At 37.3% G+C, this 19,333-nt stretch carries 17 protein-coding genes; 6 read left to right on the forward strand and 11 right to left on the reverse strand.

Features of this window, described 5'->3' with window-relative positions:
* Positions 1 to 408: 408 nt before the first annotated feature.
* A complete protein-coding gene (locus FFS26_RS17685) occupies positions 409 to 1,359 on the reverse strand; it encodes an isopenicillin N synthase family dioxygenase (RefSeq protein ID WP_110011755.1) in 951 nt (316 codons plus the stop codon).
* 84 nt (positions 1,360 to 1,443) lie between these two features.
* On the opposite strand from FFS26_RS17685, the gene menD reads away from it, so the two are divergent.
* The gene (gene menD / locus FFS26_RS17690; RefSeq protein ID WP_110011754.1) at positions 1,444 to 3,114 is read left to right on the forward strand and encodes a 2-succinyl-5-enolpyruvyl-6-hydroxy-3-cyclohexene-1-carboxylic-acid synthase; all 1,671 of its coding nucleotides are present in this window, start codon (positions 1,444 to 1,446) and stop codon (positions 3,112 to 3,114) included.
* 2 nt (positions 3,115 to 3,116) lie between these two features.
* Here menD and FFS26_RS17695 read toward each other — a convergent pair whose 3' ends face one another.
* Both FFS26_RS17695 and FFS26_RS17700 read right to left on the reverse strand, forming a co-directional pair.
* On the reverse strand, positions 3,117 to 3,743 hold the full coding sequence (locus tag FFS26_RS17695; protein WP_110011753.1) for an aminotransferase class IV: 627 nt from the start codon (positions 3,741 to 3,743) through the stop codon (positions 3,117 to 3,119).
* Positions 3,727 to 4,704 carry an aminodeoxychorismate synthase component I gene (locus FFS26_RS17700; protein WP_137905696.1) on the reverse strand — a complete coding sequence of 326 codons (978 nt, stop codon included), beginning with the start codon at positions 4,702 to 4,704 and terminating at the stop codon, positions 3,727 to 3,729. Before FFS26_RS17700 ends, FFS26_RS17695 begins: the two co-directional genes overlap by 17 nt.
* Before the next feature lie 218 nt (positions 4,705 to 4,922).
* Between FFS26_RS17700 and FFS26_RS17705 the strand changes: the two genes are divergently transcribed.
* From FFS26_RS17705 to FFS26_RS17720, 4 genes are all read left to right on the forward strand, one after another.
* Positions 4,923 to 5,474 (forward strand): hypothetical protein, encoded by a 552-nt coding sequence (locus FFS26_RS17705; protein WP_228406598.1) that lies wholly within the window; start codon positions 4,923 to 4,925, stop codon positions 5,472 to 5,474.
* A gap of 72 nt (positions 5,475 to 5,546) precedes the next feature.
* Positions 5,547 to 6,272, forward strand: a complete 726-nt coding sequence (locus FFS26_RS17710) for a beta-carotene 15,15'-monooxygenase (RefSeq protein ID WP_110011750.1) — start codon at positions 5,547 to 5,549, stop codon at positions 6,270 to 6,272.
* Positions 6,273 to 6,284: 12 nt separating this feature from the next.
* Complete coding sequence (locus FFS26_RS17715) at positions 6,285 to 7,364, forward strand: AI-2E family transporter (RefSeq protein WP_137905697.1); 1,080 nt, start codon at positions 6,285 to 6,287, stop codon at positions 7,362 to 7,364.
* Positions 7,365 to 7,374: 10 nt separating this feature from the next.
* Positions 7,375 to 7,611 (forward strand): DUF3820 family protein, encoded by a 237-nt coding sequence (locus FFS26_RS17720; RefSeq protein WP_110011748.1) that lies wholly within the window; start codon positions 7,375 to 7,377, stop codon positions 7,609 to 7,611.
* A gap of 81 nt (positions 7,612 to 7,692) precedes the next feature.
* Here FFS26_RS17720 and uvrB read toward each other — a convergent pair whose 3' ends face one another.
* Both uvrB and FFS26_RS22600 read right to left on the reverse strand, forming a co-directional pair.
* Positions 7,693 to 9,684, reverse strand: coding sequence for an excinuclease ABC subunit UvrB (uvrB, locus tag FFS26_RS17725; RefSeq protein WP_137905698.1), 1,992 nt, complete (start codon positions 9,682 to 9,684; stop codon positions 7,693 to 7,695).
* Between the two features lie 166 nt (positions 9,685 to 9,850).
* Positions 9,851 to 10,015: a hypothetical protein gene (locus tag FFS26_RS22600; RefSeq protein ID WP_171006346.1), complete on the reverse strand. Its 165-nt coding sequence runs from the start codon at positions 10,013 to 10,015 to the stop codon at positions 9,851 to 9,853.
* Between the two features lie 39 nt (positions 10,016 to 10,054).
* On the opposite strand from FFS26_RS22600, the gene FFS26_RS17730 reads away from it, so the two are divergent.
* Positions 10,055 to 11,269 (forward strand): PQQ-dependent sugar dehydrogenase, encoded by a 1,215-nt coding sequence (locus tag FFS26_RS17730; protein WP_137905699.1) that lies wholly within the window; start codon positions 10,055 to 10,057, stop codon positions 11,267 to 11,269.
* A 168-nt stretch (positions 11,270 to 11,437) separates the two neighbouring features.
* On the opposite strand, the gene FFS26_RS17735 is transcribed toward FFS26_RS17730, so the two are convergent.
* From FFS26_RS17735 to FFS26_RS17760, 6 genes are all read right to left on the reverse strand, one after another.
* Complete coding sequence (locus FFS26_RS17735; protein ID WP_137905700.1) at positions 11,438 to 13,867, reverse strand: TonB-dependent receptor plug domain-containing protein; 2,430 nt, start codon at positions 13,865 to 13,867, stop codon at positions 11,438 to 11,440.
* A 162-nt stretch (positions 13,868 to 14,029) separates the two neighbouring features.
* Positions 14,030 to 15,187, reverse strand: a complete 1,158-nt coding sequence (locus FFS26_RS17740; protein WP_110011744.1) for a pyridoxal phosphate-dependent aminotransferase — start codon at positions 15,185 to 15,187, stop codon at positions 14,030 to 14,032.
* 2 nt (positions 15,188 to 15,189) lie between these two features.
* Positions 15,190 to 16,266: an FAD-dependent monooxygenase gene (locus FFS26_RS17745; protein WP_110011743.1), complete on the reverse strand. Its 1,077-nt coding sequence runs from the start codon at positions 16,264 to 16,266 to the stop codon at positions 15,190 to 15,192.
* Between the two features lie 328 nt (positions 16,267 to 16,594).
* Positions 16,595 to 17,971, reverse strand: a complete 1,377-nt coding sequence (locus tag FFS26_RS17750; protein ID WP_110011742.1) for a tryptophanase — start codon at positions 17,969 to 17,971, stop codon at positions 16,595 to 16,597.
* Between the two features lie 93 nt (positions 17,972 to 18,064).
* Entirely contained in the window at positions 18,065 to 18,682 is a 618-nt protein-coding gene (locus tag FFS26_RS17755) for a DUF502 domain-containing protein (protein ID WP_047377240.1), read from the reverse strand.
* A 23-nt stretch (positions 18,683 to 18,705) separates the two neighbouring features.
* Positions 18,706 to 19,284 (reverse strand): tRNA-(ms[2]io[6]A)-hydroxylase, encoded by a 579-nt coding sequence (locus FFS26_RS17760; protein ID WP_110011741.1) that lies wholly within the window; start codon positions 19,282 to 19,284, stop codon positions 18,706 to 18,708.
* Between the last annotated feature and the right edge of the window lie 49 nt (positions 19,285 to 19,333).

The raw sequence follows: 19,333 nt of genomic DNA on the forward strand, positions 1-19,333 counted from the left end.
TAATATAATAAATAGTAATTTTAAGCTAGCGTTATCCGAAAAGCTTATAGAGTAGGAATACCAAAAACCAATAACTATGAAAAATTTTAAAAAACTTTCAATATAAGACAGAAAATGTATTGTTGCGGGGATTAATTTCCCAGCCTATTGCTTAGAAGGCGGTGGACCGGGAGAAGGTGGCTGTTCTGCAGGACAAATCTGCTCAGGGGGAAAATGTGTTCCTTACGAAAATCCTGGAGGTCGAGAAAATCCTGGAGGTGGCGACGATACTTATACCTGTATCTGTCCATGGGGAACTTTTACACAACCCAATCCGTGCCCCGAATTTTATTGTATAACAGGATAAAAAGATGTAAAATGAATATGTAAATAAAAACGGCTGCCTCAAATAGAGACAGCCGTTTCTTTTTATTTTTTAATCAATCCCAGTTCGATCAATCTTTCATGCAGGAATTCTCCGGCGGTAGTATCTTCGTATAATTTAGGATTGTTTTCATCTACACAGTTCTCAAGTGCATTTAAAGACATGGCACTAATTGGATGCATAAAGAAAGGAATTGAATATCTTGAAGTACTCCACATTTCTCTTGGTGGGTTTACCACTCTGTGGATGGTAGATTTCAATTTGTTGTTGGTATGTCTTGAAAGCATGTCACCAACATTGATCATCAGTTCATCTGGTTCGGCAATGGCATCAATCCATTCTCCATTGTGATTTTGAACCTGAAGACCTTTTCCTTGTGCTCCCATTAAAAGAGTGATAAGGTTGATGTCTCCGTGAGCAGCTGCTCTTACCGCATCATCTGGTTCTTCAGTGATTGGCGGATAGTGAATTGGTCTTAAAATAGAATTTCCTTCGGCGATCTTGTCATCAAAATAAAATTCATCTAAACCAAGGTGTAATGCTAAAGCTCTTAACACATACTGTCCTGTTTTCTCAAGCATCTGGAATGCTTCTTTACCAACTTCGTTGAATCTTGGAAGTTCTTCAACGATTACATTGTCCGGATACTCAGTTCTGTATTTTGAATCATCAGTCAGATACTGTCCAAAGTGCCAAAATTCTTTTAAGTCTCCTTTTTTGAAACCTTTTGCAGTTTCTTTACCGAATCCTACATAACCTCTCTGGCCACCAATTCCTGGAATCTCATACTTTTGTTTCGTTTCCACTGGCTGTTCAAAAAAGTTTTTTACCTCTCCATACAAATCATCCACTAGGTTGTCATCAAGAAAGTGGCCTTTTAAGGCTACAAAACCAATTTCTTCATAAGCTTTTCCGATTTCATTTACAAATTTCTGTTTGCGTTCCGGGTTGCCCGAAAGGAAATCACGCAGGTCTACACTAGGTATTTTATCCATTTTTAGAAATTTACGAACAGCAAAATTACATTTTTTTTAAATTAAATGATTTTAAAATCATTATTTATAAGTTAAATTTGCTGTATGAAAAAATATTCTTCTAAGAGAAGTATCCAAATACTTGCACATCTTCTTCAACAGTACGGAATTGCAGATATCGTAATTTCTCCGGGGTCGAGAAATGCTCCTTTGGCCATCCATTTTTCAGAGGTAGATAGTTTCAACTGTTACAGCATTGTAGACGAAAGAAGTGCTGCTTTTGTTGCAATGGGAATGGCGAAAAGTGAGAAAAAACCAGTAGCTGTTACGTGTACCAGCGGATCTGCTGTAGTTAATTATTATCCTGCGGTTACGGAAGCATTTTATCAGAATGTGCCCCTTTTGGTACTTACTGCAGACAGGCCGACAGATTTTGTTGATATATTCGATGGGCAAACAATCAGGCAGAAGGATGTTTTTCATCAGCATTCCTATGGTGATTTCCAGCTTTTGGAAGACAGTAAGGAGAATGCAGAAGATATTAATTTCGATATCATTAAAAAAGCTATTGAACTTTGCTTTGAGAAGCAAGGTCCGGTACATATTAATATTCCTCTGGAAGAACCTTTGTATGAGCTGGTTTCAGAGCTTCCTACTTTTCCTACGGTAGAAAAGACAATTAAGCATAAAGAGTATGAAATTCCGTCCAATCTGATTGCAGAATGGCATACTTCACAAAGAATTATGCTGTTGGTGGGAACAAGAGACTACAGTCCGGAACTGGAAAACCAGCTGACTCAGTTGGTGAAAAACCATTCTGTTGTGGTACTGAGTGAAGCCAATTCAAACCTGCATCATGAAAAATTCTTCAAACATATAGACCGTTATATTTTCAATTTTACAGAAGAGGATTACAAAAAATATGCTCCTGACCTGTTGATTACAGTTGGGCAGAATGTGGTTTCCAAAAAAGTAAAACAATTCCTCAGAAGTGCCCGTCCTAAACAACACTGGCATCTGGATGAAGTGTGGCAGCCTGATACTTATTTCTCACTCACAGAAAAGATCGAGGTAAAACCTGAGGTTTTCTTCTCAAAACTGCTGAAATTTATCAATCTGGAACCAAGACCTTATTATAACCTTTGGGACGTCTTAAGGGATAAAAAAGATGCTAAACACGAACAGTTTTTAAATACAATTGATTTCTCAGATTTTTATTTCTTCAATAAAGCGTCACAAACAATTCCTGAGAATTATAATATTCATTTCAGTAACTCCTCGGGGATCAGGTATGCGCAGCTGTTTGATTTTGGGAAGAGAAAAATGTACTGTAACAGAGGAACAAGCGGTATTGACGGATCTACCTCTACGGCAATGGGATTTGCCATTAAAAATGAAAATCCAACCTTATTGATTACAGGAGACCTGAGTTTTTTCTATGATATCAATGGTCTTTGGAACCAATATATTCCGCCATTTGTAAGAATTATGATCTTCAATAACGGTGAAGGAAATATCTTTAAAATTATTCCGGGGCCTGGAAATGCCAATCCGAATACTCTGGACGAATTTATTGCTACAAAACACCGCAAAAATGCAGAATCTCTGGCGAAACATTTTGGCTTCTCCTACATCCGGGTAGAGGATGAGCTTACCCTGGACAGAGTTCTTGAGAATTTTTTCAAACCTGATGCGCAGCCAAAAATCCTGGAAGTAAATACTCACGGGAAGAACAGCGCAGATGTACTGAAATCGTATTTTGAATTTATGAAATAAATTTAAAGGTCAAGATATTCTTCATTCCCCGGCAGATTGATAATTCTATCGATAGGATAGATAAACATATCATCAAAATCGTTCAACGCATTAATGATCTGGAAATGGGTGAATTGCTTTATATTCTGTAAAGTGATCTCCGTTTCTTTGATCTTTTTATGCTTTAAAAGATGTTGTCTCTGCACACCGTTCAACAGGTAAGTAGAAGGGGTAAACCAGTCTTTTCCTTTTAAAAATAAAATGTTGGAGAAAGAGGTATCAGTGATATGATTATTTTTAACGATGATAATTTCTTCTGCTTTTGCTTTCATCTTCATTTTATCAAGCTCTTTGCGGTCTTCAAACTTGAATGAATAATCAAAGCTGTTGTTTTCCACCAGCTGAAAGTCCTGTATTTCGGGAATCGCATAAGGAATCATCTGTGTTCTGATCTTTTTATCAAGGTCATAAGCAATTCTCAGCTTGAAAAGACCATCTTCATCATGCTGCAGATTTTTATAGATCTTGGCCAGATCAATAGAGTCTTCTTTCCCGAAATGGGAAAATGTTTGGTTGACACGTTTCTGATGTAGATCCAATAGAAAAACCTCCTGATCTTCTACTTTAATGCTTTCAATGAATTGGGACATAGATTTTATTTTTCATTTCCTGATATTCGTCTTCTAATTTGCTCATGTGCGTTATACCGCCTCCGCTTTTGAAATACAATTGATCTTCTTCTTTTTCAATAAAGCGTATCATTACACAGCTGTCTACATTTTGGCCGTCAAACCAACCACAGATTCCCGTGTAATATCCTCTGTCGTACCCTTCCGCATCCAGAATAATTTCCAGTGTTTTAGGTTTGGGAGCTCCTAAAATAGAGCCTGCCGGAAGCAGTTTCTTCATAATACTTCCTACTTTTCCCTCATATTCAGGTTTTATCATCCCTGAAATTTCGGAACTCATTGCATACAGATCCTTCTGCCGGGTTTTGATAAAATCAATCTGTTGGAACTGATCTACCTTTACATCGTCAGCTACCATGCTTAGATCGTTCCGGAGGAGATCTACAACCGTGTAATGTTCTGCCTTCTCCTTTTTATCATTCTTAAGAATTTCTGCTGCATTTTCAATAGATGCATCAATGGTTCCTTTCATAGGATAGGTGAAAATTTTTCCGTCAATGATCTTTACAAAAGTTTCCGGAGAAAAAAATACAAAAAAATCTTTATAAAAAACTTTGTATTTCGCATTTGAATGATAAAAAATTTCTTCCAGGGTTAAATTAGTCTCAATACGTGTTTTTCTAGTGTAATTTACTAAGTAAGAGTTTCCCAAACGAATATTTTTCTGAACTTTATCAAAGCCGGCCTGAAAGCTCTCCAATGTTTCAGGAAAGGATTTCCAAACTACTTTTTTATTCAGCGCATGAGTTTCTTTTGAGGTTGAAAATTCTTGAAAATCAACAATTAAACCCTGTTTTTCAATTTCATTTTCCTGATAGATTTCAACATTCTCCGAGAGAAAGTCGATGATGAAAAAATAGGGAACTTTCCGAAGGGAAAGTTCGTCCATTTCCATAAATTTTTGATGATTCACTGAAAACATTCTGCAAAAGTACTTATTGATGTTTACTTTTGCATAAATTTTTTATGATGCAGAACAAATATCCTCAGAAACCGGGAATAGATTTTATATTGAAGCAGGCTTTTTTTTATTGGAATAAAACACTCGTTTTTCAGTTGATGTTTTCCATTTTTTACTTTGGAATTTTCCTCACAGTATTTTTCGCCGCAGATCTCAAATATAATATTTTGAGCCAGTACATGGAAACTAGCAAGTATCTTAAGGATGGTATGCAGGCCTATGCTGCACAATATACCAAAATGGTTTCTACTCCGGAATTTCAGAATTTTTCTCTGATGATTGTGGGAACTATGATTTTTCTTTATCCTCTCAATATCGGGTTTTATCAGATTTACAGAAAAATTGATCTTAAAGAAAAGCTGGAACTGAGAGATTTATTGGTGGGATATAATGGCCTTAACTTTTTTAAGTACATAGGATATTATATTTTCTGGTTTTTCATTTATATCAATGCTGCCCAGACTATTATTCTTGGAATCGTTTGGGTGATAGCAACTGTATTTGTTGCTCCGTTGATGTTTTTTACCAATAAAAGAATCTTTGAATCCATTTCCCTGAATTTTAAAGCGCTCAGAATGTATTTTCTGGAAATAACGGTATGTGTAATCGTTGCCTTTCTATTTAAGTATTTGGGCTTTGCCCTATTTTTTATTGGAGGATTATTTACTTTTCCTTTTTGGAATGCAATGATTTACTCATTGTATAAAACTGTTTTTTCAGAGAAAAGTTAAAATTCATTCGTGTTTAATGGGATTTTTTACTAAAAAAAAGTAAATTTGATAAAATCATTAAATATTTAAACTATGTCTGAATTTAACGAATTTGATCAACAGGGCTCTGTACCCAACAGAGAAACGGGATCAATTATTTCTCATGCTTTTGAAATGTACAAAGGCGTTTTCGGTTACGGAATTGTAGCTATGATCATCTACCTGATCGGAGGTTCTGTTATTCAAATGCTTACAGGGTTTGACTCTGCTTCTATGGTGGAAGAAATGAAATCAGGAGGAGATTTTAATTACTGGAGTGCTCCGGGACTTCCTTTATATATGGGAGCATCCAGCCTTTTCGGCCTTTTATTATCTCCCTTGTATGTAGGATTGATCTATATGGTCAATAAATACAATACCAAAAGTCCGATTGAATTTTCTGATCTTTTTATCGGATACCGCCAGAATTTTGTAAACATCCTGATTTATAGTCTTCTTGCGTGGATAATTTCTTCCATTGCTTTGGCATTATGCGTTCTGCCTATCATTTTTGTATATCCTTTCCTTTTAATAGGATATCCGATTCTGTTATTTGAAAATGCTTCAGCTACAGAGGCTTTATCAAAGTCGTTCAATATTGCTAAAGAAAATTATGGAACTTTCTTATTAACCGGATTTTTAGGATTTTTGATTTCTATTGCAGGAATTATTCTTTGTGGAATAGGGATTATCCTGACTGCTCCGTTTATTATGATTGTAATGTACTCTACCTATTGCGCTTTCTTAGGAAAACCAAGACAGATTATGTACAGCAAATAAAATATAAAATACATGATGAATAAGGACAAACAAATAAGCAGTGTTGCGATAAAGCAGATGTCGTTACTGGCCATCATTCTGGTATTGACCGGATTGATCTGCTTTAATCTTGCATTGTTTATTCCCTCGGTTCTGGGAGCGATTACCATTTATGTGGTCTGCAGAAAGTATAATTTTTATCTGCAGGAAGAAAAGAAATGGAAACCGTCACTGGCTGCTTTTGCATTGATGTTTGCAAGTCTTATTGTTCTTATTCTTCCGATCTATTTTATTGCCGATCTGATTATTGATAAACTGGGAAATGCACAGGCTTATATGGCCAAGTTCAATGTTTTCCTGGATAAAATACATGCTTATATTTTCTCAAAAACAGGGTTTGATATTCTGAGCAAAGAAAATATGGCAAAACTGAAAGATAATGTAGGAAAATTTTCTACTTCTGCAGTCAGTGGGACATTCAATACGCTTACAGTTGTGATGTCCATGTATTTTATTCTTTATTTTATGTTGGAAAAATCGAGGCTCTTTGAAAAGATTCTGACTTCTTCCGCTCCGCTGAAGAGAGCAAATATCTCTCTGATTGGCGATAAAATGAGAAAATTAATCATGGCAAATGCTATCGGAATTCCGGTTGTAGCAGTAGGGCAGGGGATTGTTGCTCTCATCGGTTATCTGATTTTTGGAGCACCGGGAGCAGCATTGCTTTTTGCATTAACGGCTGCCGCTTCTGTAATTCCTGTGGTAGGAACGGCTATTATCTACGTTCCGGTGTGTATTTTTATGATTGCTGAAGGTAATACCGGACAAGGAATTGGTTTAGCGATCTACTGCCTTGTGGTGGTAGGACTTACTGATAATCTTCTACGTTTTACCCTTTTAAAGAAACTGGAAAATATTCACCCATTGAATACCGTATTCGGAATCATCATGGGAATGAATCTGTTTGGGTTTATGGGGTTGATTTTCGGACCTATTCTGATCTCATTGACACTTCTTCTGGTGCAGGTATATAGAAACGAATTTTCGGATGAAGATACTCCTCCGGATCTTGAACTGCCCGCTCAGGATGATATTAAAGAACAATTAATTTAATTATATAAAAGTGGAAGGACTTAATCCCGAAATATTAAAAGAAATCTGTGTCATGAAAATGCCTTTCGGTAAATATGAAGGAACGGTTCTGGTGGACCTTCCCATCAGCTATCTGGAATGGTTTAATAAAAACGGAATGCCAAAAGGAAAATTGGGAATGCAGCTTTCAACGGTTTACGAAATCAAGTTAAACGGATTGATGGATCTTTTGACTCCTATCCGGGCAGCAGTAAGGAATGGATTATAAAAAAATTAAAAAATACCCATTTTAGTATATAATTTCGGCGGCATCGAAGATGCCGCCGAAATTATTTTATCATTAATCCTTTTACGCTTTCAATGCTGAAATTTCATCTCTCAGCTTGGCAGCTTTAATAAAGTCGAGATTTTTTGCTGCCGCTTCCATTTCTTTTTGTTTTTGGGCAATCATTTTCTCAATATCCTCAGTGGCGTAGGTTGCTTTTGTTTCGGCAACTTTCTGAAGAATTTCCTTTTGAGTATATTTTTCATCAGGGAAGTCTTTGCTTCTTCCTACAAGATTTTCAGATATCTTTTTATTTAATGCTTTTGGCTTCAGACCGTGCTCTTCATTGTACTGCATTTGCTTGGCTCGTCGGTATTCGGTTTCATCCAGAGTAGCCTGCATAGATTTTGTAATTTTGTCAGCATACATGATTGCCTTTCCGTTCACGTTTCTTGCGGCACGCCCTACGGTCTGGATCATTGATCTTCTGCTTCTCAGCATTCCTTCTTTATCAGCATCCAGAATGGCAACCAGAGAAACTTCAGGTAAATCCAGACCTTCTCTTAATAAGTTAACCCCAATCAATACATCAAAAAGCCCTAAACGAAGATCCTGCATAATCTGAATACGCTCCAGAGTCTCTACATCTGAGTGAATATATCTCGTTCTGATTCCGAATTTGGTGAAGTACTTGGTAAGTTCTTCCGCCATTTTCTTGGTTAAAGTAGTCACCAGTACCCTTTCATCCGCATCGGCTCTTTTCTGGACTTCTTCCATCAGATCATCAATCTGGTTCAGTGAAGGTCTTACTTCGATAATCGGATCTAAAAGCCCTGTAGGACGGATAATCTGTTCTATATAAGCACCTCCCGTTTTTTCAAGTTCATAATCTGCAGGTGTTGCAGAAACATAAATAACCTGATTCTGAATAGCTTCAAATTCTTCAAACTTTAAAGGTCTGTTGTCCATTGCAGCAGGAAGTCTGAAACCGTATTCCACCAATGCTTCTTTTCTGCTTCGGTCTCCTCCGTACATGGCATGAACCTGTGGAACGGTTACGTGACTCTCGTCAATAACCATTAAAAAATCTTTAGGGAAATAGTCAATCAGGCAGAAAGGTCTTGTTCCCGGAAGACGGCCATCCAGATACCTTGAATAGTTCTCAATTCCTGAGCAATAGCCAAGTTCTTTGATCATTTCAAGATCAAGTTCTGTTCTTTCCTGAAGGCGTTTTGCTTCTAAAGGCTTCCCGACAGAACTAAAGAAATCAACCTGTTTTACCATGTCATCCTGAATCTCCTTAATGGCGCCATTTAAGGTCTCCTTCGATGTTACAAAAAGATTGGCAGGATAAATCTGTATCTGATCAAAATTATCTTCTACATTTCCTGTTACCGGATCGAAACTTTGAATCTTTTCAATTTCATCTCCAAAAAACTGAATTCTGATTGCATTATCCGTGTAGGCAGGGAAAACATCAATGACATCTCCTTTTACACGAAATGTTCCTCTCTGGAATTCATTTAGCGTTCTCGCGTATAGTGCGTTAACTAATGAATGGAGAAGAGCAGTTCTTGTAACTTTCTCACCAATGGCGATAGAAATCAAAGATTTATGAAATTCCGTAGGGTTCCCGATACCATAGATACATGAAACAGAAGCTACAATCAAAACGTCTCTTCTTCCCGAAAGAAGGCTGGCAGTTGCAGAAAGACGTAGTTTTTCTACCTCTTCATTGATGCTCAGGTCTTTTTCAATATAAGTTCCTGTTGTGGCAATATAAGCCTCAGGCTGGTAATAATCATAGTAGCTGACAAAGTATTCCACTGCGTTTTCGGGAAAAAACTCTTTAAACTCCATGAAGAGCTGTGCAGCAAGCGTTTTGTTGTGTGCCAGTACCAGAGTTGGACGTTGTACTTTTTGTATAACATTCGCAACAGTAAAGGTTTTTCCGGAACCTGTTACCCCTAAAAGCGTTTGATATTTCTCACCAATCTCTATTCCTTCAGTAAGTTTTTCAATAGCTTGGGGCTGATCTCCGGTAGGTTTATATTCTGAGTGAAGCTTAAAATCCATAGAAAAGAATGTATACAACAAAAATACGAAAGAAATTATTAGGCTGTATAATGTTTTGAAGGTGAATATTTTGATAATAAAATTTTAACTTATCTACCTTGATTTTTGATTTTTTGAAGTTGTCTGACTAAGAAAAATTAAAAGCGCTGAAAATAGCGCTTTATTGTTAGGGCCGTGTAAAAGTCATGGTTGCCGGAACTTTCAATACTGAAGCAACGGCTTTTCCATCTTTCATTGCAGGTATCCATACTGTTTCATTATTGATTTCAGTGACTGTTTTTAAAAGTTCCCGGTTCAGAATTTCATTTTCTCCCGAAGTGGTTATTGGCATTATTTTTCCATTCGTTGTATTACACCTAATCATAATAACATGAAAATCAATTCATTTTACTTTCCTGTAGTAAGCCTTTTTCTTTTTTTGTCATCATGCAAAGAGAATCATGCGAATGCTCAAAAGACAGGAAATGACGGAAGTGTAGAAACAGAAAACCCTAATTCTGATTACAGGCCGGCATTTAAAGGACAGACGAGAATTAAGGCCGTAAAGACGACAACAGCCTATAACGTTGAAATATTAAATAAAGATTTGGGAAGACCCTGGGGCATTATCAATTTACCTGATGGGAAATTCCTCGTCACCGATAAGAAAGGGTACATGAATATTGTTTCACCAGATGGGAAGCAGGTCTCCAAAATAGAAGGCTTTCCAAAAGTAGATTCAAAAGGGCAGGGAGGAATGCTGGATGTTACTCTTGATCCTGATTTTAAAACCAATAGTATTATTTTCTTCAGCTTCTCGGAGCCATTTGGAAAAGGAAACTTAACATCTGTTGCCAAAGGAAAGCTTTCGGCAGATCTTAAAAGTATTTCAGAGGTAAAAGTTATTTTCCGTGCAGAACCTTCTTATGATGGAGATAAACATTATGGAAGCCGTCTTGCTTTTGATAAGGATGGAAACTTATTTGTCAGCACAGGAGAAAGATCAGATAAAGTTACCCGTGTATATGCCCAGAAAACAGATAATTATCTTGGGAAAATTTTAAAAATTACAAAGGATGGGCAACCGGCTCCGGGAAATCCTTTTATCGGAAAATCAGGATGTAAACCGGAAATCTACGCTTATGGAGTCCGGAACCCGCAGGGAATGGCCATCGATCCCAATGGCAATCTATGGGATGTTGAAATGGGGCCAAGAGGTGGTGATGAAATCAATCTGATCCAACCCGGAAAAAATTACGGTTGGGGAGATGTAACCTATGGAATTGAATATTCCGGAGATAAAGTAGGACAGGGTATCACTCAAAAAGAAGGAACAGAACAGCCGGTCTATTATTGGGATCCTGTGATCTCACCAAGTGGAATAACTTTTTATACAGGAAATATAGACGAATGGAAAGGCAATCTGTTTATCGGATGTTTAAGCGGTGAGCATATTGACAGAATTGTCATGAAAGACAATAAAGTAGTAGGAGAAGAACGTATTGCAGATCAGAAAGAGCGTTTCCGGGATGTATTAAATGGAATGGATGGAAATCTGTATGCCGTAACAGATAGCGGTAAACTTTATAAAATTTCAAAAAAATAGGAAAGAACTGTATCAAAGATTAATAATTTCACCTTTGTCATTCTGACGAAGGAAGAATCTCATTTATAAACCAATAATATAAGATTCTTCACTACATTGTTGAACTACGTTCGCAGACCTTCAGTCTGTGTTCAGAATGACATTTTGATACAGTTTCTTTTTATTCTCTTAAAACTTAAAATTAAGTCTGGCAAAAACCTGTCTTCCGGAAAATCCCATCTGAACAGGATCAAAAATACCTCCACCTTCTGTGTTACCATCACTTACCTGGGTGGTTTGCAGGGTAGGATATCTGTTGAACAGATTTTTACTGCCCAGGGTTACATTGAGATTCTTACTAAATTCATAACCAAAAGAAAGGTCTGTTGTTACTTTTGGATTATAAACCTGTTCTGTACCGTCATAACCAATCAGCGTGACCTTATCAAATCTTACCAGCTGCAGATTCGCATTGAATTTACTGATCTTATAATTGAGGTTTAAATTCACTTTTGTTTTCGGAGCAGAAGCAAGAATAAAAGCCTTTTCTCTTTCGCTCAGGTAAATGTCTTCTTTTCCTGCCAGCTTTTCCGAAGTATTTACTTTGGTGATTTCCATATCATTATAGTTCCCCGCTAATGTAGCAGTCAGTTTCCCGGAGCCTATATTTTCATTATAGCTCAAGATAAGGTCAACTCCTTTCGTGCGCGTATCAATTGCATTGGAAAAGAACTGTACCTGATCAATAAACGGATTTTCTGCCTGAACCTCTGCCGGCAGGTCTGCCTGTGTAAAATATCCGGTAAGAACAATTCTGTTTTTTACCTCAATATAATATCCATCCACTGTTGCCGTGAATTTTCCTGTGTTAAAAGTGAATCCTGCACTCCCGTTCACCGATGTTTCCTGTTTCAATTGAGGGATTCCGAGACTGCTTGCCAGTTTGCTGTCATTAGACGCCAGCTGAATAGTCACCAATTCACCTTCCTGGAAGTTGGTAAACTGCTGGCTGTAGTATTTTTGAGCCAAAGAAGGAGCCCTGAAACCCGTAGAAACAGATCCGCGGAAAGCAAACTGAGGAGTAAATGCATATCGTGTAGCAAACTTACCATTCAGTGTACTTCCGAAATCATTATAATTTTCAAACCTTCCGGCAACGCTTATCATCCAGTTTTTAGTCACATCCAGTTCAGTATCTATGTAGGCAGCAAAGTTATTTCTGCTTTTACCGATATCTGTAGAATACCCCGGGAATCCCTGCGAACCGCCTGGCCTTACGCTATTGTCATTTAAAGGGTTGGTAACCAGTAAACTCTCAGGGGTGTCTGGTGTAACAGGATTTCCGTTTTTATCATACATGGTATAGGAGGCTTCTTCTCCTTTAATGATATCAAATTTTTCATATCTGAATTCTGATCCGAAAGCAATATTCAGTCCTTCCAGTACCTTAAATTGTTTCACAGCATTAAACCCGGTTGTATTTTGCAGCAGAGAATGTCCTCCTGCATTAAAGCTTGTTGGAGATTTGACTCCTAAAGTGGCATTAATTGTATTGTCTATCTGATAGGTGAATCTATTGTTCCCAAAAGCATTATAAAAATCGACATCCCAGTCGGCCACTTTGAATTTTAAGCCGTTGTCAAAAGTGAAATCTGTAATGCTGGTGTTTTCAATCGGGTTGAACCCTGCAGGGTACACTTCGGGGATATTGCCATCTGCATCAGGCGTTCTGGTCCATGCATAAGCCTTAGTATTTCTATGTGAAAAACCCTGGCGGGAATAGAATTTCAGCCCATCAGATAAAGGAAGTTCAATATTTCCGAAAAAGTAAATATTTTGAGCCTTGGCATCTCCGAAACGCTGTCTTGGAGCTGTGTAAATATCCGGATTTGCGTTTCGTATGGCGTAATCTTTATTAACAAACTCTACTGTAAAGTTTCCAAAACCGCCTTTTGAGCCTATTTTGGTCCCTAAATTTCCACTGAAATCAAAGGTCGTTCCGTCTACTTTGTGATCAGAAACAACATCATTGTTTCCGGGGCTTTTAAAAAGGTTCATGCCATAAAAAGCATTTCCTTCAAAACCTTTGTCTCTGTCATTCAAAATAACGTTGATAACTCCTGCAATAGCATCAGAACCGTATTGGGCGGAAGCTCCGTCACGAAGAACTTCCACTCTTTTTATAGCACCGATCGGAATGGTGTTCATGTCATATCCGGTGTTTCCTCTTCCTTTGGTTCCAAAAAGGTTGATCAGTGAAGACTGGTGATATCTTTTTCCATTCAATAAAAGTAAGGTCTGATCGGGACCAAGACCTCTTAAAGTCGCTGGATCTACAGCATCAGCACCATCAGATCCTGATTGCTTGTTGGAGTTGAAAGAGGGCGCAGAAAATTGCAAAAGCTGATTGACTTCTATCTGCCCTGTAGACTTGCTTACCTGCTTAATGTCGATGATGTCAATAGGAACAGGCGTATTAATCACCGTTCTCTTTTTGTTACGGCTTCCTGTAATGGCTACTTCGTCGATCTTGGATTCTTTCAACGTGTCTTTTATCTGCTGGGCATAAGAGAGGGTAGACACTCCAAGTAAAATAATACTGATGTATTTTATCTTCATAATAATAATTTTGAGTGATGATCCGATCAAAATTATTAATATTTATTTTTAAATCCATACTGAAATTAAATATTTAGTATGAATATCTTAATTTAACATTGATTTGTGATAAATTCGGAAAAATAATAATTAATTACACAAATTTAATTAAAAATTTTAACGTTAAAAGCTGGTAATGATTCTGTTAATTCCTTCTTCCAAAATTTCCGTGGATGTTGAAAAGCAAATTCTTATATGTCCTTCGGCTCCTTTGCCGAACCATCTTTCTGATCCCGGAACAATGGCTACTTTTCCCTGCTGCAGAACATGCTGGGCGAACTCATCACTTGTCATTCCGTTTTCAATCTTTGGAAACAATACAAACGTAGCTTCAGGCAGATTAGGGGTTACAATTTCTGAACGGCTTAATAGTCTGAACGCAAGATCTCTGTTGTTCTGTAAATGAGCCAGAAACTCTTTGTACCAGGGCTTTGCTTTCTCCAATGCTACACTTCCCGCGATTTGCGATAAAGTAGAAACACCTTCTATTGTGGAATTGAAATTGGATTTCTCTGTGAAGTCTTCAAGAATATCCTGGTCATTACACAGCACAGCGCCTATTCTTAATCCTGCTATTCCGAATGATTTTGAAAATCCATAGACCGTAAAGCTTTTTTTCCTGGCCTTCTCCGAAACAGAAGAATAGGTATGGAAGTCTTTATCATCATAAATAATATCACTCCAGATTTCATCACTCATCACCCAAAGATCATGAGCAGATGCAATTTCTGCCACTTGTATTAAAACCTCTTTAGAATAAACTTTTCCAAGCGGATTGTGAGGATTGCATAGGCTGATAAGTTTAGTCCTGGGATTAATTAAGGAAACTAGTTTTTCAAAATCAATTTCTCCTGTTGTTGTATCCACAGGGCAAAGCATTACTTTTCCACCTGCAGTTTCTACCGATTTTTTGAAAAGAAAATCAACGGGATCCAGGATAATGGCTTCATCTCCGGGATTAAGAACGTAGGATGCGATAAGAAACATTCCCTGGGCAGCGCTATTGACTGCCAATACATTTTCTGGTGAGAAACTTCCGTGTTTTTCTGTGTTAAAATGATCTGCAACGCTTTTCTTAAACTCAGGAAGTCCGGAAAACGGCCCATAGCTTAGGTAGCCGTCTTTCAGGTATTCAATAATTCCCTGTTCTATTTCAGGAGCGGTTCTGAAATCGGGGTCGGCTGCCGTAAGAGGAATGATTCCGTCTTCCAGGGCTGCCCATCTTCCGTTGTAGGCTTTTCTTTTCAGGGCTTCAAAGTTGATGTCGTTATTGGTAAACATATTTATTTATAAGATATGGGTAAAATATTTTCAGTCTGTTGATGGAGCGGGAGTAAAAACTGCTTAAGCAATGTTCTTCCATTATGAATGTGAATCTCTATTTCGGGCTTTCTGCTTGCCTCATATTTATGGAAGACTTTCTGTGCATTTCCTTCTTCAACTAAGTATTTCGTTAATACAAAAGCATCTTTCAGAGCTGAAGTAACTCCCTGGCTGGTAAATGGAATAAGTGGGTGCGCTGCATCCCCGATGAATACGAAATTATTTTTGTAAAAAGGGTTTAACTCTTCCAGTTCATATACATTCCATAAATGTACATTTTTATAATGTGATTTCTGTATAATTTCCGGGACTAAAGGATGCCAGTTTTCGAAAACGCCAAGCATATATTTCTTTAAGTTTTCTGCGGAACATTCATTGATCATATATTTTTGATTGTCAAACTGTGAATACCAAAGAATGGTATCATCAGAAAGCTTAAGAATACCGAAAGTCAGCCCGCCTTCCTCATGGTGAAACTTCATAAAGTCATTATCAATAACATCTGCAATTTCTTTATTCTGAATGATATTGACTACTTCACTTTCTCTTACTATTCTCATGGTTTCATCTCGAAAAAGACTTCTTCTGATCCGGCTTCTGGAGCCATCAGAGATCACTGCAATATCAGCGTCAATATCAGTTCCGTCAGAAAGTTTCAGTTTTCCGTTCTGCTGGGCATCAGGAATAATAGTTTCTTCATAAGTTATTTTGCCGGGAGTGAGGTTTTGTGTCAGTAAGCTGATTAATGAATGTCTTGAAATGGCAAAAACATTGTTCAGTTCTTTTTCTGCAAGAATTTTTCCGGTGTGGGAATATTGGATGTATTTTTTCAGGAAATTTCCATGTTGGAGAAGAACATCAGGATCAATGATCTGATAAAGATAATCCATTCCTTCTTTCGGAATGAGAAAACCGTGACCTGCCAGATCTTTCTTTTTTCTCCTTTCGTAAATATGATAATCAATATTGTATTTTTCTAAGTAATTCGCCATGCTTAAGCCGGAAATACCGGCGCCCACGACAGCAATTTTCTTCATTTTTCGGAATAAAGTATTTTTCAGGTTGGTTTTTTAAGTATATTTTAAATATCCTTTAGATCAATACAAAATTAAATTAAAAACATTCACTATTTCAAAAATGCCATTATTTAATTTTTATTTCCTGAAAAATAAGACAAAAAGAATAAGATATGCCGGATAATAAAAATATATGTTTGGTTTATATTTATTTATAAAAAAGATTTATTTTCAATATTTAAATAGCTTTAATTTATTTAATTGGTAATGTGAAGACTGAGATTGTTTTTTGCTTAAAAACTCTCACTTCTGGTGCATAAAAAAACCGGAAGAAATTCCGGTTTTATGATTAAGCTTTTTCAAGCTGAACAGTAAAATGTCTTAAGATTTCCGGTTCCCATGTAATCTTGTATCCTTTTGCTATTTCATCACGTCTTTCATATACGTTTCTGATAGCAGCCGCAATATAATCCATGTGGTTGTTGGTGTAGGTTCTTCTTGGAATAGCCAGTCTTACCAGCTCTAATTTCGGATAGCGGTTTTCTCTGGTCGCTGGATCTCTGTCTGCCAGTAATGTTCCGATTTCTACAGTTCTGATCCCTGCTTCCTTATAAATTTCCAGCCCTAAGGTCTGAGCCGGATATTCTTCACGGGATACATTCGGAAGAAAGTTTAAAGAATCGATGAATACAGCATGTCCTCCGATAGGTTTTTGAACAGGAATTCCATATTCAATTAATTTATTACCCAGATATTCAACCTGAGAGATTCTGCTTTCAAGATAAGCAAACTCAGTAGCTTCATCAAGACCTACGGCCAATGCAGCCATATCTCTTCCGGCCATTCCTCCGTAAGTAATGAAACCTTCGTAAATGATGGTGAAGTTGGACGCTTTTCTGAAAACTTCTTCGTTATTCAAAGCAATGAATCCTCCGATGTTTACTAAACCGTCTTTTTTAGAACTCATTGTCATTCCGTCTCCGTAGGAAAAAATTTCCTTGCAGATATCCTTAATGCTTCTGTTTTCCTGTCCTGCTTCTCTTTTTTTGATGAAGTAAGCATTTTCCGCAAATCTCGCTGAATCAAAGAATACCGGGATTCCGTACTGGTCTGAAAGGGCTTTCACGGCTTTCATATTTTCCAGAGAAACAGGCTGTCCTCCTGAAGAGTTACATGTAATGGTAATTAAACAGAAAGGAATGTTTTCTTTAGGATGGCTTTTATAAACTTCTTCCAGTTTTTCAAGGTTGATATTTCCTTTGAAAGGATGAAGATCATTAATATCAAAAGCTTCGTCTATCGTACAATCGATAGCGTGTGCCTTTCTGAATTCGATATGTCCTTTTGTTGTATCAAAATGTGAGTTTCCCGGAACCACATCGCCTTCTTTTACCAATACTGAGAAGAGAACGTTTTCTGCAGCTCTTCCCTGGTGGGTAGGTAATAAATATTTGAATCCTGTTATTCTTTCAACAGTTTTTTGTAATTGTTCAAAAGAACGTGATCCGGCATAGCTTTCATCTCCGGTCATTAAAGCAGCCCATTGTTTATCAGACATAGCCCCCGTTCCTGAATCGGTAAGCAGGTCAATATAAACATGTGAAGATCTTAGGTTGAAAAGGTTATAATTAGCTTCTTTAAGCCATTGCTCTCTTTCTTCTCTGGTGGATTGATAGATTTCTTCCACCATTTTAATGCGGAAAGGTTCCGCGTACGGTAAATTCATGAGTTAAATTATGTTTTAAATTGTTTGTAAAGAAAATGTGCTTGAAAATAATTTTTCAAAATTCATCAATGTATAGATAAGTCGGAAAAGGGATTATTCCGGAGCCTTAAATATATTTTCATCAGAATGGAATCCGGCTACACCGCCGCTCACAGCAAATTTCATGGCAGAAGCTGCTGTCATTCCTACTACAGGTTTGATGTTTTTTTCTTCAGTAACAATTACCCAGCCCGAGATGGCATACGAGTGGGGAAGATATACCGCAACGTAATTATGCTTATCAACGTCCGACATTTCTTTTTGAGTTAAAAAGCCAATTCTCCAGATTTCCGGATTTTCATTGGTTTTTACCCATACGGGATCGTTGAATTTTTTCTTGTCGCCTACAAATGAAGACATGACGTCTTTCGTAGGAGTATAGATGTGTTTTACTCCCGGAGTTTTCTCCAGTAAGCTGTCCATCGTGTCGAAAAAGAATCTTCCGACTACGAATTTATTTCCTAAATACCCCAGAATAGCCGTAAACAGGATGATAGATACAAATACAAGCCCCGGAATCTGCTTGGCAAGAGAAGGCACAAGGTTGTCAATCGCACTTACAATATACCAGATCACAAAAATAGTAAGCCCGATAGGCCCAATGATAACCAACCCCTGAAAAAAATTCTTCAGGAACAGATTGGCAATATTTTCAAAGCTTGGCTTCTTCAAGGTGTATTCTTTACTATTTTATTTTAACCGTGAATCGTTTCTTTATTTCCGTAGGATTTAATAATGCTGGCCTCATATTCCAGCCATTCTTCCCAACGTTTGTTTACTTTTTCAGGATTTCCCAGTTGTCTTGCAAAGCCGATAAAAGTAGTGTAATGATTGGCTTCGGAAATCATCAGTTCTTTGTAAAAAACTTTAAGCTCTTCGTCTTTGATATTTTCGGTAAGAACTTTGAATCTCTCGCAGCTTCTGGCTTCAATCATTGCGGCAAACAGCATTTTGTCTACGATGAGGTCTTCTCTGCTTCCCTGAATGATAAATTTTGCCAGCTCATTCACGTAATCATCTTTTCTTGCTCTTCCAAAAGTAAAGCCTCTTTTTTTGATGATTTCATGTACCTGATTGAAATGATCCAGTTCTTCTTGTGCAATGGCAAGAAGTTCTGTTACAATCTCAGGATATTCCGGAAGCATCGTGATCAGGCCTATTGCATTGGTTGCTGCTTTTTGCTCACACCAGGCATGATCCGTTAAAATTTCTCCAATGTTTCCTTCTGCAATATTTGCCCACCTTGGGTCGGTAGGTAGTTTCAACTTAAACATGTTGTAAATTTTTTGTAAATTTAAACAAATTGGACATATTTAATGCTTC

Origin of the sequence: Chryseobacterium sp. 2VB, from assembly GCF_005503635.1 — a bacterium.
In the GTDB taxonomy this organism is placed as follows: Bacteria; Bacteroidota; Bacteroidia; order Flavobacteriales; family Weeksellaceae; genus Chryseobacterium; species Chryseobacterium cupriresistens.

What these genes read in the sequence shown, in the direction of transcription:
- FFS26_RS17745 (WP_110011743.1), bottom strand. Translation starts at nt 16,266, where the DNA reads ATGAAGAAAATTGCTGTCGTGGGCGCCGGTATTTCCGGCTTAAGCATG.
- FFS26_RS17715 (WP_137905697.1), top strand. Translation starts at nt 6,285, where the DNA reads ATGATGAATAAGGACAAACAAATAAGCAGTGTTGCGATAAAGCAGATG.
- FFS26_RS17685 (WP_110011755.1), bottom strand. Translation starts at nt 1,359, where the DNA reads ATGGATAAAATACCTAGTGTAGACCTGCGTGATTTCCTTTCGGGCAAC.
- FFS26_RS17740 (WP_110011744.1), bottom strand. Translation starts at nt 15,187, where the DNA reads ATGTTTACCAATAACGACATCAACTTTGAAGCCCTGAAAAGAAAAGCC.
- FFS26_RS22600 (WP_171006346.1), bottom strand. Translation starts at nt 10,015, where the DNA reads ATGCCAATAACCACTTCGGGAGAAAATGAAATTCTGAACCGGGAACTT.
- uvrB (WP_137905698.1), bottom strand. Translation starts at nt 9,684, where the DNA reads ATGGATTTTAAGCTTCACTCAGAATATAAACCTACCGGAGATCAGCCC.
- FFS26_RS17735 (WP_137905700.1), bottom strand. Translation starts at nt 13,867, where the DNA reads ATGAAGATAAAATACATCAGTATTATTTTACTTGGAGTGTCTACCCTC.
- FFS26_RS17705 (WP_228406598.1), top strand. Translation starts at nt 4,923, where the DNA reads ATGGAAACTAGCAAGTATCTTAAGGATGGTATGCAGGCCTATGCTGCA.
- FFS26_RS17730 (WP_137905699.1), top strand. Translation starts at nt 10,055, where the DNA reads ATGAAAATCAATTCATTTTACTTTCCTGTAGTAAGCCTTTTTCTTTTT.
- FFS26_RS17760 (WP_110011741.1), bottom strand. Translation starts at nt 19,284, where the DNA reads ATGTTTAAGTTGAAACTACCTACCGACCCAAGGTGGGCAAATATTGCA.
- FFS26_RS17700 (WP_137905696.1), bottom strand. Translation starts at nt 4,704, where the DNA reads ATGTTTTCAGTGAATCATCAAAAATTTATGGAAATGGACGAACTTTCC.
- FFS26_RS17750 (WP_110011742.1), bottom strand. Translation starts at nt 17,971, where the DNA reads ATGAATTTACCGTACGCGGAACCTTTCCGCATTAAAATGGTGGAAGAA.
- menD (WP_110011754.1), top strand. Translation starts at nt 1,444, where the DNA reads ATGAAAAAATATTCTTCTAAGAGAAGTATCCAAATACTTGCACATCTT.
- FFS26_RS17695 (WP_110011753.1), bottom strand. Translation starts at nt 3,743, where the DNA reads ATGTCCCAATTCATTGAAAGCATTAAAGTAGAAGATCAGGAGGTTTTT.
- FFS26_RS17710 (WP_110011750.1), top strand. Translation starts at nt 5,547, where the DNA reads ATGTCTGAATTTAACGAATTTGATCAACAGGGCTCTGTACCCAACAGA.